Source organism: Vagococcus changpingensis (assembly GCF_058211775.1).
The window spans coordinates 141,330-153,555 of sequence record NZ_JBYVZB010000003.1; the positions used below are offsets into that span (position 1 = coordinate 141,330).

Consider the following 12,226-nt stretch of genomic DNA (forward strand, 5'->3'; position numbering starts at 1 on the left):
CTATGCCCACCACATGTCAGTTGGTTTATCATGAATCATAATTGACTTAAGATTCGTCACTGCACGTGAGAAACCTTCATCAATCGACATCAACGGGTCTTCGTGTTCGATACTTAACACATAATCGTAACCATATAAACGCAACGCGCTAACTATATCTGACCAATCTTGTAAACTATGACCACATCCTACTGATCTAAATGTCCATGCTCTTGATTGAACGTTTGTATAAGGTTGCATATCTGTCACACCATACATATTCATGTTATCTTGATCTAGGTAAGTATCTTTTGCATGAAAATGATGAATCGCATTTTCTTTTCCTAAAATTTTAATCGCACTAACTGGTTCAATTCCTTGCCACCATAAATGAGAAGGATCCAAATTACACCCAATATTGACCCCAGCTGCATCACGTAATTTCAACATAGTGTATGGTGTATGAGCTAAAAACCCACCATGAAGTTCAATCCCAATTTTCACTCCAGCTACTTGGCATTCGTGATTGATATCTTTCCAGTAAGGGATTAATTTAGTCTCCCACTGATAATGATAGATATCTGTGTAATCTGTTGGCCATGGTAAAACAGGCCAGTTCACAGATGTATCTGTTTCGTTTCCTCCACCAACACCAGAGAATCCATTTACCACTGGTACATTCATTAGAGATGCTAACTTAATTGTTTTTCTTAATAGTTCGTCCGCTTCTTTTGCTTCTGCAGGTGTTGGTGAAATAGGATTATGATGCGCACTAAAGGCACTAATTTCTAATCCTTTATCATTTAATTTTGCTTGGTATTCTTTTCGTTTATCACTACTGGCGAGTAACGCATCCACATCACAGTGCGCGCTTCCTGGAGAGCCACCTGTTCCAATCTCAACCATTTGTAACCCTTGCTCTGCTACTTTTTCAATCATCTCATCAAATGATAAATTGTTAAATAATGGGGTAAAAACGCCTAATTTCATGTTTGTTTCCTCCTTTTATAACTCTTCTAATGGTTCATGATGTCCATATGTTGGGTAGGTGCTATCCATTGGCTGACACCACTTCACTGCATTTTTAATCACTAGTTGAACTTGTTCGTTGTAATATGATGGATACGTTTCATGCCCAGGTTGGAAATAGAAAATTTTACCGTTTCCACGTCTAAACGTACAGCCACCTCTAAATACTTCGCCACCTTTATACCAATTCACAAAAATCAATTCATCAGGTGCTGGTATATCAAAATGTTCGCCATACATTTCTTCTTTTTCTAGTTCAATGTATTCACCAACCCCTTCTAGAATAGGATGACTAGGATTAACATTCCAAATACGACAGGTTTCATCTGCTTCACGCCACTTTAAATCACATGACGTTCCCATTAACGACATAAAAATTTTAGACATATGCCCTGAATGGAGTACAATCAATCCCATCCCTTGTAGGACACGTTGATGCACACGTTGAACAATTTCATCACTCACTTCATCATGAGCAATATGTCCCCACCAAACCAATACATCTGTGTTATTCAGTACACCTTCTGTTAAACCGTGTTCTGGTTCATCAAGTGTCGCTGTTTTAACGTCAAACTCTTCTTCTAAGAAAGAAGCTAATTGGTTATGAATGCCTTCTGGGTAAACTTTTTTTACCTCTTCATCTGTCTTTTCATGTCTGTATTCATTCCACACTGTTACGTGAATCATTTTTTCACCTACTTATTAAGATATACTGGCTCGCCAGTTTTTGAAGACTGGTAAATCGCTTCTAAAATTTCTGTGACAACTAAGGCTTGTTCTGGTAAAACAACTGGTTCTGTGTCATTTATAATTGCTTGTACCCAAGATTGTGCTTCTAAAAAAGCTGGGTCATTTCCTTCACCATCATAAAAATCAACGCCACCTGTTTCTAATTCAATGTGTTTTTCATATAGTAAACCATGATCCTCACCATTAATAGTCAAGCCATCAAACATATCTGCCCCACCTTTTGTGCCAGATAAACTGGTTTTGGCTTCTCCTATTTGACGACTATTTAATGCCCAACTTGATTCTAAAGAAATCGTTGCGCCATCTTCCATCGTAATAAAACCAAATGCTGAGTCTTCTACAGTAAATTTTTCTGGATCCCAAGGTCCCCATGCATTGGCTGCATTTTTTGTTGGTGACAGTTTATGATAGGTATTTCCTACCACATATTTCGGTTTATAATTATTCATCATCCACAAGGTTAAATCTAGTGCATGTGTCCCAATATCAATCAATGGACCTCCGCCTTGTGCCTCTTCATCAAGGAATACTCCCCAAGTTGGTACCGCACGGCGACGAATCGCATGTGCTTTTCCATAATAAATATCTCCCAACTCGCCTTCTTCACATACTTGATGTAAATAGTTAGCAGCTGTTGTAAAGCGATTTTGATACCCTATTGTTAATTTCTTTCCTGTTTCTTTCGCTGCTTCTAACATGGCTCTTGCTTCCTGACTTGTTTTAGCCATTGGTTTTTCACACATCACATGTTTATTCGCTTTCATTGCAGCGATGGAAATTCCCGCATGAGAATTATTTGGTGTACAAACGTGTACCACATCGATACTTTTATCTGCTAATAACTCATGATAATCTTGATACACAATTGCATCCATCGTCCCATACTCTACTTTTGCTTTTTCAGCACGTTCCACTATCACATCACAAAATGCGACCATTTCAACTTCTTCTACTTTGCTTAGTGCTGGCATATGTTTTCCATTAGCAATACCACCACAACCAATAATCCCTACTTTTAATGTCATAAAAAAACCTCCATCGTTTTCTTGTTGATAGATTCATCATACAAAAAAATGATAAGGTTTTCTTCCTGTTATTTTGGTCAATTATTCCCATATATTGTCTTTTGATATTTTAAAGGGGATAGTCCAACATGTTCTTTGAATACATGATGAAAGGTTTTAACACTATTAAATCCTGAACGTTCTGCCACTTCTATCATTGGAATATTTTCATGGGAAAGAATATATTTAGCTTGATTTAATCGGTACTCTGTCAGGAATTGACTAAAATTTTGCCCTGTATTTTTCTTAAAAAAACGTGAAAAATAATATGGGCTAAATCCTACATATTTGGCAACATCCTCTAGTGTAATCACCTCTTGAAAATGATTTTCTATGTAGATAAAGACATCATTCAGTCTTTCCAATGTCTGTTTTTGAAGAGTGGATTCGACAAAATTTCCTTCTTTGAGAGTACGATTTTTTTGAGGAATCTCACGATAATAGAAGACCAATAGTTGATGCAACAAACTTAATATAGCATAATCATAGCCCAACTTTTTTTGCTGTACTTCTTTAAATAATTTTTCTACAAGACTTCTCATCTCTTGCTCGACGTCGTTCCCCCAAAACCGACTAAGATTTTCCGCTTTTTCAAATAGCGTGACAATGTCTTTATAATCTGATTGATTTACTAAATAATTTTGAAAAACTGCTAAATCAAATTGATAAACAATCCGTGTACTGCCTGGTGAAGCTAAAAAATAATGAGATTCACCACTACCAAACATAAAAATTTCTCCCTCTTGTACTTGAAATAATTGATTATCATACCCAATATTGACTAGCCCTTTTGTCACATATATCATCTCAATTTCTTTGTGCCAATGTGGTGGTACAACAATCTCTCCTTGGTTTTCAAATGCCCTAAAAGGTAGGCTATTATCCCATTCTGGTATTTCTAAATATAAACTCATTATCTTCCCTCCCTAATTATCTCAAGTTGTCTTTCTTGTATTATATAAAAAAATCCACCAATATTCTAAAAAGAATGTGGTGAATTTTTTTATTAATAGTCTATGACACTTTCTCGTTCAATTAATTTGTGTGGAATAATCACTCTTTTTTTCAACTCATCCGGATAATTGACTTGGTTTAGACACTCCAGTACAGCTGACTTTGCTAGTTCACGTGTATTAATATCAACTGACGTAATATAAGGGTGAATTAATGTTGAAAAAATAGAATTATTAAAACTAATAACAGATACATCATCAGGAACTGTTAGACCAATCAATTGGATAAACTGAATCACTTTTAAAGCAAACATATCATCAATCGCAATGCATGCTGAGATTTTCCTTTCACTTAACAAGGTATCTAACTGAATAAATTCATTGCTTTTTTCTAAATCACATACCGGATAACAGGGTAAGTGATTATCTTTTAAACACATTTCATACCCATAAAAACGTTCCTTAAAGAAATTTTCAGTTGAATTATTTGTTACAAATAAAATATCCTTGTGTCCCTTATCAATAAGGTACTGTGTGACACTCCTACCTAGTAGCTGATTGTCATTATCAACACAGCTAGTGTCATTATAATAACGATATGGGTGTCCAATAATTGTAAATGGAATATTTTTCTCAATTAAAAAGTCTAAAATGAGGTCATTTTCTTTTACATACATCAAGATAAAAGAGTCCACTCGTCTTTGTAAATAAAGTAGTGTCACTGCTTCCAGTAATTCGGTTTCGTTATTACCTGATGCTATAGCAAGACTTACTTGATGTTTACTTGCTTCTTCATTCATTGCCGTAATCGCTTCTAAATAAAACGGCTCACTTGCTCGCTCTTTGGATTCAATAATTGGCAAGACTACCCCAATAGCATTAGATAGTTTACTAACTAAGTTTCTTGCTGAAATATTTGGAACATAGCCTAACTTATCCATCGCTTTTCTTACGCGCTCTTTGGTTTCTCCTGAAATACTTGGATGATCTTTCAAAACACGCGATACTGTTGAAGGGGCAACACCTACTTCTTTTGCAACATCTTTAATTGTAACTCCCATAATCTACTCTCCCATTAGTTATTCCATATCAATCGACACAACGACACCATAATGATCACTAATACATGGATAATTTTCTCCATCGAAGATAACATCATGCGACCTCACCTGACAAGGTTCAGAGGCAAATATATAATCTATTCTTAACTGTTCTTTCGTGTGTTTCCATCCATCAATCTCTTTTGGGATGGTGTAACGCCCACTTGGATGTTCGGCTAATTCAAATGTATCCACAAAGCTTTTCGTGACTAAATCATATGTTTCATTTTTAATCGTATCAGGGCCATTAAAATCTCCACATAGCAAGATGAAACCAGATAATTTATCTAAAAAGAGTTTGCTTAAAGTCCATTCATCTTGAAACCCTTGTTTCGTTTCTTCATTCCACCAAGAATAATGACTACTTGTTACAAATAGTTCTTTATCCTGCACTGTTAGCTTTGAACAAAGCATCATTCGTCGTGTTACATCTGTCTTCTTATCCACTGATGATACTAACACTGCTTGTGATTGTAAAGGTTTTTTTGATAAAATTGCCACACCTTCTTCATAGATACCATATCCCACATGACTATAAGTCCAACTCCAATGATACTCTTCCCCTAACTCAGCTAATCGTTTAACTAAGCATAAGGCATAATTATCCTGTTTAATGATTGTCTTTTCATTGATTGGTGGAACAAAATGAAGTGGATTTTCCTCTGGTAACGCATCAATTCGTTGATTGACTTCTTGTAAAGACACTCCATCTAACCCACTAGATATAATATAGTGCACCAGTATATCCATCTTTTCTTCAGTATCTTCTTCCATCCAACTATGTATATTTAGTGTTAACCACTTCATCTTTTTTTCCTCACTTTATAATGATACTTGACCAATTTTTTCTGATGATTTATGTTCACCAACAGTTGATAACTCGAGCGTTTTAATTTCTTGTGTATTTGTAAAAACTACTACAATCGTGGTACCCTTCCCTTCATTCTCAACTGTTTTCCAATCGACTGTTGCTAATAATTGACCCGCTTTTACAGTATCACCTTCTTTAACTGATACGTCAAATACTTGTTTAGTCATCTCTACAGTGTCTAGTCCCATATGTACTAACACTTCTAATCCTTCAGGTGTTAATAATCCTATGGCATGTTTTGTTGGAAAAATAGACTGAACCACACCAGATACTGGTGAAACCACTTGACTATTCGATGGTTTTACCGCAAAACCATCGCCCATCATTTTTTGCGAAAACACATCATCTGAAACAGTTTCTATCGAAATGACTTCTCCGTCTGCTACAGAAACAAATGGAATGGTAACATTTGTTTGAACAGTTGTTTGTTCGTTTGGCTCATTAATAACGGTATCAACAGTAAGAGAATCAATGTCAACCCCACTATCCAAAGCATCTTGCACATCAGATTTAATGACATCAGCTTTTGGTCCATAAATCGCCTGAACACCTTTATCTTTTATCACTAAACCAAGTGCTCCTGCTTTTTTCCATTCCTGTTCTGAGCCGACAAGTTCTGCATCTTTGACACTAACTCTTAAACGGGTCATACAAGCATCTACTTCAGAAATATTTGATTTTCCACCAAGTAGTTGGATGATTGATACAATTTGTGGAGAGATTCCTTCATAACTTCCTGATGAAGTTGGGTTATCTGACGTATCCACATCATAGTTTCCATTTCTACCTGGTGTTGCTAAATTAAATTTCTTGATCATAAATCCAGCAATAAAATAAGAAACAATAGCAAACACAATAATACAAATTACAAAGTTAATCAAATCTTGTGATAAACCTGCTTTAATGGCTAATGGTGTTCTTGTTAATAACTCAATATTTCCAAATGAATGGACGCGTAATGAGATGATGTCGGCCATCGCAAATGCCGCTCCTTGAATCACTGCATACACTAGATACAACGGAACGGCTGCAAACATAAACATGAATTCTAACGGTTCTGTAACACCGGTTAAAAATACTGCCAACGCTGCTGAGACGTACATTGATTTATATTGTTTTCTCTTATCACTATCCACATTTTTATACATCGCCAAAGTGAAGCCCATTAAAATACCTGATGCGCCAATCATTTGCCCTACTTTAAAACGAGCTGGTGTCCAATTTGATAACACATAATTATATTGTTCGATATTTCCAGCATTTTTTAAGTTAAATAAATCAGTTGCCCAAGCAAGCCATAGAGGATCTTGTCCGTAGACAAGCGTTCCAGCTTGTGCCCCAGATAAAATCTCATAGGTTCCACCTAACTGAGTATAGTTGATTGGTATGGTCAACATATGATGCAATCCAAATGGTAGTAATAATCTCTCAAGTGTTCCATATAAAAACGGTGCCAAAATTGGTGCAGATTCTTGTGATTGAGCAATCCACAAACCAAAATTATTAATGCCTGATTGAATAACTGGCCATACAATAGCTAAACCAATTGAAACAATCGTTGACCAAAGTATGACAACAAATGGAACAAAGCGCTTACCATTAAAGAATGATAATGCATCTGGTAATTTACGATAATTATAGTATTTATTGTAAGCCATCGCTCCGACAAATCCCGCAATAATTCCGACAAAAACACCCATATTTAATGCTGGTGCTTCAAGTACACTAGTGAAAAATCCTTTAACCATGATTTTAGTTCCAAATAATGTGTGAGTAAATGCTTCATCGTTTGTCAGCATTTCTGAAGTCACACCAAAAATTGAGCCAGTAATGCGATTAATCAAAATAAATGAAATACCTGCAGCAAAAGCTCCACCTGCACGTTCTTTAGCCCAACTACCACCAATTGCTAGTGCAAATAATAAATGAAGATTTCCAATAATTCCCCACCCTATATTTTCAATTACTCCACCTGTTGTTACTAAAAACGCCATATCTGGTGACATCATCGGAATCGTTTTTCCGATACTAATCATTAATCCAGCAGCAGGCATGACAGCTACCACAACCATTAATGCTTTTCCAAATTTTTGCCAAAACTCAAAACTTAGTAACTTTTTCATTGTACCTTACCTCTTTCTTAAATTAATCTTAAATGAAATCGTTTGCGTAATTCATATTATACGTATCAGTTTATGAAAAGTAAACACTTTTTTAAATCATAATTAAACAATATAAACAAAACATTTTTATTTTTATATTGCTTTCGCAATCGTTTGCGTATATCATGTAATTAACAACTTTAATCCATGGAGGGAATAGTATGACTCATTTAAAAAGACTGTTTGACATTAACCCATTTAAATTAACCACTCACTCATTACACAAAGAAGACATCCGTTTGCAAGAATCTTTAACAAGTATTGGAAATGGCTATATGGGATTAAGAGGAAACTTTGAAGAAGGTTTCTCAGGAGATAATCACAAAGGAACTTATTTGGCAGGTGTTTGGTATCCTGATAAAACACGTGTTGGTTGGTGGAAAAATGGTTACCCTGACTATTTTGGAAAAGTCATTAATGCAATTGATTTTATTGCTGTTGATATATATGTTAACAATCATAAAGTTGATTTAAATACGATAACACCTACAGATTTTTATCAAGAATTAGACATGCAACATGGCATTCTATCACGCCAGTTTACAGTAACTATTAACGATTGCACTGTTAAGTGTTCTTTCAAACGCTTGCTTAGCTTAACTATTAAAGAACTGGCTTTAGTTAACGTATCTGTCGAAATGTTAGAAGGTTCAGGCGAAATTACATTAGTCTCTAAATTAGATAACCATGTTCATAATGAAGATAGCAATTACGATGATATGTTTTGGGAACATAGACAAAGTGGTGAGAACTTTGTCACAGCGAAAACTATCAGCAACCCTTTTGGTATAGATGAATTCTGTGTGACAACGTTCATGCAAAATGATTTATCTCAACCAAACTTACCTACTAAAAAAGAATTCAAAGAGTTTGAAGCTTCAGAAATAATCACTACGACATTACAAACTGGCGATATCATCTCATTAGATAAAAAAGTGATTGTCGTTACAAGCCGAGATATTGCAGAAAATAATCAATTAGAGCATGCTAGAAATTTATTAAATCAAGTTAATAAAAATACTGTAGAAGAATTAATCTCTCAACATAAAAACGCTTGGTTAAAACGTTGGGAAATAGCAGATGTGGTTATTACAGGTGATGACGAAGCTCAACAAGGTATTCGCTTCAATTTATTCCAATTATTTTCAACTTACTATGGTGAAGACGAACGCCTAAATATTGGTCCAAAAGGATTTACTGGTGAAAAATATGGCGGTGCTACTTATTGGGATACAGAAGCCTATGCTGTTCCACTTTATTTGTCCTTAGCAGAACCGAATGTAACGAAAAACTTATTAAAATATCGTCATAACCAGTTACCTCAAGCACAGCACAATGCTAGACAGCAAGGACTACAAGGTGCTCTCTATCCAATGGTTACTTTTACAGGAGTTGAGTGCCACAATGAATGGGAAATCACCTTTGAAGAAATCCACCGAAACGGCGCTATTGCTTATGCTATTTATAATTACACAAACTATACTGGTGACACTTCCTACTTGAAACACGAAGGACTAGAAGTATTATCTGAAATTTCACGTTTTTGGGCTGACAGAGTTCATTTTTCTAAACGTCATGACGCTTACATGATTCATGGTGTTACTGGACCAAATGAATATGAAAATAATATTAATAATAACTGGTACACAAACTATATTGCACGCTGGGTATTAAGCTACACAATCGAAAATTATCAACTTTATAAAAACGATACAACTATATCCTTGTCTGAAGAAGAAATAGCACATTGGCAAGATATTATCGATAAAATGTATTTACCGAAAGATGAAGAACTCGGCATTTTTGTTCAACACGATACTTTTTTAGACAAGGATTTAATGCCTGTCACTGATTTAGATAAAAAAGATGTTCCGTTGAATCAAAACTGGTCTTGGGATAAAATTTTACGCTCTTGTTTTATCAAACAAGCAGATGTACTACAAGGAATTTATTTCTTTAACGATCAATTTACTATTGAAGAAAAACGTAAAAACTTTGAATTTTATGAGCCAATGACCGTACATGAATCATCCCTTTCTCCATGTATCCATTCCATATTAGCTGCAGAATTAGGGATAGAAGAAAAAGCGGTAGAAATGTATCAACGAACTGCTAGACTAGACTTAGATAACTACAATAATGACACAGATGACGGGCTACATATCACATCAATGACTGGAAGTTGGTTGACCATTGTACAAGGCTTTGCACAGATGAAAGTTTTCAATGAATCACTTAGTTTTGCTCCTTTCTTACCAACAAAATGGGACAGTTATGCTTTCCATATAAACTATCGAGGTCGCCTACTTTATATCAGTGTATCAGACAACATTACCATTGATTTGTTAAATGGTGAACCTTTAGATGTCACAATTTATGGTAATAGGCACACACTAACCGACTCATTAACAGTTAAATTAATGACTAAAGGAGTGGAATAATATGTTTCAAGGAGTACTATTTGACTTAGATGGTGTCATCACAGATACGGCAGAATACCATTATAGAGCATGGAAAAGTTTAGCTCAGGAGTTAGGTATTGATATCGACCGAGAATTTAATGAACAATTAAAAGGTGTGAGTCGCGAAGATTCGCTAGACTTAATTTTGAAACACGGTAGAAAAAGGTCTGATATTGATGACGATACCTTTAAAGAGCTTGCTGCAAAAAAAAATGATGTTTACGTTGAGATGATACAATATTTTTCAGAAGACGATATTTTTCCAGGAATTCTTCCCCTACTAAAAGAATTAAAGCAACATCATATAAAAATAGCCTTAGCCTCCGCCAGTAAAAATGGCCCATTATTATTAGAAAAAATGAAATTAACGAGTTATTTTGATGCTATTGTTGATCCTACTAGTGTGGCTTCTGGCAAACCTGCACCAGATATTTTTATCGCTGCTGCAAAAGCCATTGATTGTCCGATATCAAGTTGTATTGGGGTTGAAGACTCAAAAGCAGGTATTACAGCAATCAAAAAAAGTGGTGCTTTACCAATTGGTGTTGGTAACAGCCAAGATTTAGGCACAGACATCACACTAGTTTCAACAACTAACGACTTAACCTATGAGTTTTTAACAAAAAATTGGGTGGACTAATCTATAAAAGCTTCGAGCCATGGAATAACCCAAGGCTCGAAGCTTTTTTCTTTGTTATAAAACTTGTTCAAACCATCTATTTTGACGTAACGTTAAAGAAACTTATCTGCTCTTAAAGTCAACTTAACCTTTTAACTAGCTTAGTTATTTTATTCAAAAAAGCAGTTCCTTTATATCATATAAGCCATTTTGTTGGAAAATACCGCAATTTATACTTTTTAAACAATATGAGATATTATAAAATATGTATCATATGATAATATTTTATAATATCTCATATGGCTACAAGTCTTGTCAATCATGAAAAATTTACCTTATTCGGTAACGAAAATATTACTTTTAGTCTAATAAAACTAAAAATAATACGCATAAAAAATAGTCCAATACCTTTATTAGACTATTTATCATAATACAGTATTAACATTTATTGATACTTTTTACTAATTTCTTCAGGTAAAGTGCACAACATATTAATTTCCCAATATCTTTGTGCATCATTTATTATCTTTTTAACTTTTAATCTATCCCTACTTTGATTAAATTGGTCTAAAATACTATCCAATAATTCTAAATCACATAAACAATCCTCTTTAAATACAAGTAAAAATTGCATTAATACCATATTAGAAAGTTTATTTAAAGATATCGCTTCTTTCACACCTAGTATAACCTTACTATGAATATCATTTCTTCGGTACTCACTCCACTCATAGTTATCTCTTTCAAAATATTGACCATCATAAACTTTTAATATTCTCCTCAAGGATTCTTCTGTTAACATGTCCACTAAAATTTTTTGAACTTCTTCACAATCACTTTTGATTTGTGCATTAATAAAATAAGTTCCAGATTTATACACGATAATATCAGGATAACCATGTTTATCAAACTCTTTCCTAATTTGATAAATGGTTGTATGTAAGTTACTTCCGCCTCGCTCACCAGTCATATCTGGAAATAATATATCAACTAGATCATCTTTAGTCACCAACTCTTCTCTATAATGGAAAAGATAAAAAAATAATTCATATGCTTTCTTTGTACGAAGTAAAATACGTTCTCCTTTGTCATTAAGTAAACGCCCTCTGCCAAAACTATTTATATAAATACTTTTTTGTTCCACCATTATATACCCCTTTTTCATTGTAATATCTGGTAGTTTATCATATAGCATATGCATATAATCATCATATGTAATAATAATAAACTTTTAATA

At 34.4% G+C, this 12,226-nt stretch carries 10 protein-coding genes; 2 read left to right on the forward strand and 8 right to left on the reverse strand.

Annotation, left to right across the window (positions count from 1 at the left end):
• The 7 genes from AC37UB_RS07165 to AC37UB_RS07195 all read right to left on the reverse strand — a co-directional run bounded on the left by AC37UB_RS07165 (position 1) and on the right by AC37UB_RS07195 (position 7,869).
• Positions 1-969, reverse strand: coding sequence for a sugar phosphate isomerase/epimerase family protein (locus AC37UB_RS07165; protein WP_490685523.1), 969 nt, complete (start codon positions 967-969; stop codon positions 1-3).
• A 15-nt stretch (positions 970-984) separates the two neighbouring features.
• Complete coding sequence (locus AC37UB_RS07170; RefSeq protein WP_242093779.1) at positions 985-1,695, reverse strand: ThuA domain-containing protein; 711 nt, start codon at positions 1,693-1,695, stop codon at positions 985-987.
• An 8-nt stretch (positions 1,696-1,703) separates the two neighbouring features.
• Positions 1,704-2,783, reverse strand: coding sequence for a Gfo/Idh/MocA family protein (locus tag AC37UB_RS07175; RefSeq protein ID WP_241699456.1), 1,080 nt, complete (start codon positions 2,781-2,783; stop codon positions 1,704-1,706).
• 77 nt (positions 2,784-2,860) lie between these two features.
• Positions 2,861-3,736, reverse strand: coding sequence for an AraC family transcriptional regulator (locus AC37UB_RS07180; protein WP_242093781.1), 876 nt, complete (start codon positions 3,734-3,736; stop codon positions 2,861-2,863).
• Between the two features lie 92 nt (positions 3,737-3,828).
• Positions 3,829-4,836, reverse strand: a complete 1,008-nt coding sequence (locus AC37UB_RS07185) for a LacI family DNA-binding transcriptional regulator (protein ID WP_117973304.1) — start codon at positions 4,834-4,836, stop codon at positions 3,829-3,831.
• Between the two features lie 18 nt (positions 4,837-4,854).
• Positions 4,855-5,682, reverse strand: a complete 828-nt coding sequence (locus AC37UB_RS07190; RefSeq protein WP_071457512.1) for an endonuclease/exonuclease/phosphatase family protein — start codon at positions 5,680-5,682, stop codon at positions 4,855-4,857.
• A 15-nt stretch (positions 5,683-5,697) separates the two neighbouring features.
• Positions 5,698-7,869, reverse strand: a complete 2,172-nt coding sequence (locus tag AC37UB_RS07195; protein WP_241699458.1) for a PTS transporter subunit IIBC — start codon at positions 7,867-7,869, stop codon at positions 5,698-5,700.
• A 200-nt stretch (positions 7,870-8,069) separates the two neighbouring features.
• Between AC37UB_RS07195 and AC37UB_RS07200 the strand changes: the two genes are divergently transcribed.
• Entirely contained in the window at positions 8,070-10,349 is a 2,280-nt protein-coding gene (locus AC37UB_RS07200; RefSeq protein WP_117973306.1) for a maltose phosphorylase MdxK, read from the forward strand.
• Between the two features lies 1 nt (position 10,350).
• A complete protein-coding gene (gene pgmB, locus AC37UB_RS07205; protein ID WP_242093787.1) occupies positions 10,351-11,010 on the forward strand; it encodes a beta-phosphoglucomutase in 660 nt (219 codons plus the stop codon).
• Positions 11,011-11,434: 424 nt separating this feature from the next.
• On the opposite strand, the gene AC37UB_RS07210 is transcribed toward pgmB, so the two are convergent.
• Positions 11,435-12,133, reverse strand: coding sequence for a winged helix-turn-helix domain-containing protein (locus AC37UB_RS07210; protein WP_241699461.1), 699 nt, complete (start codon positions 12,131-12,133; stop codon positions 11,435-11,437).
• Positions 12,134-12,226: the final 93 nt, after the last annotated feature.

What these genes read in the sequence shown, in the direction of transcription:
- AC37UB_RS07185 (WP_117973304.1), bottom strand. Translation starts at nt 4,836, where the DNA reads ATGGGAGTTACAATTAAAGATGTTGCAAAAGAAGTAGGTGTTGCCCCT.
- AC37UB_RS07195 (WP_241699458.1), bottom strand. Translation starts at nt 7,869, where the DNA reads ATGAAAAAGTTACTAAGTTTTGAGTTTTGGCAAAAATTTGGAAAAGCA.
- AC37UB_RS07190 (WP_071457512.1), bottom strand. Translation starts at nt 5,682, where the DNA reads ATGAAGTGGTTAACACTAAATATACATAGTTGGATGGAAGAAGATACT.
- AC37UB_RS07170 (WP_242093779.1), bottom strand. Translation starts at nt 1,695, where the DNA reads ATGATTCACGTAACAGTGTGGAATGAATACAGACATGAAAAGACAGAT.
- AC37UB_RS07200 (WP_117973306.1), top strand. Translation starts at nt 8,070, where the DNA reads ATGACTCATTTAAAAAGACTGTTTGACATTAACCCATTTAAATTAACC.
- AC37UB_RS07165 (WP_490685523.1), bottom strand. Translation starts at nt 969, where the DNA reads ATGAAATTAGGCGTTTTTACCCCATTATTTAACAATTTATCATTTGAT.
- pgmB (WP_242093787.1), top strand. Translation starts at nt 10,351, where the DNA reads ATGTTTCAAGGAGTACTATTTGACTTAGATGGTGTCATCACAGATACG.
- AC37UB_RS07180 (WP_242093781.1), bottom strand. Translation starts at nt 3,736, where the DNA reads ATGAGTTTATATTTAGAAATACCAGAATGGGATAATAGCCTACCTTTT.
- AC37UB_RS07175 (WP_241699456.1), bottom strand. Translation starts at nt 2,783, where the DNA reads ATGACATTAAAAGTAGGGATTATTGGTTGTGGTGGTATTGCTAATGGA.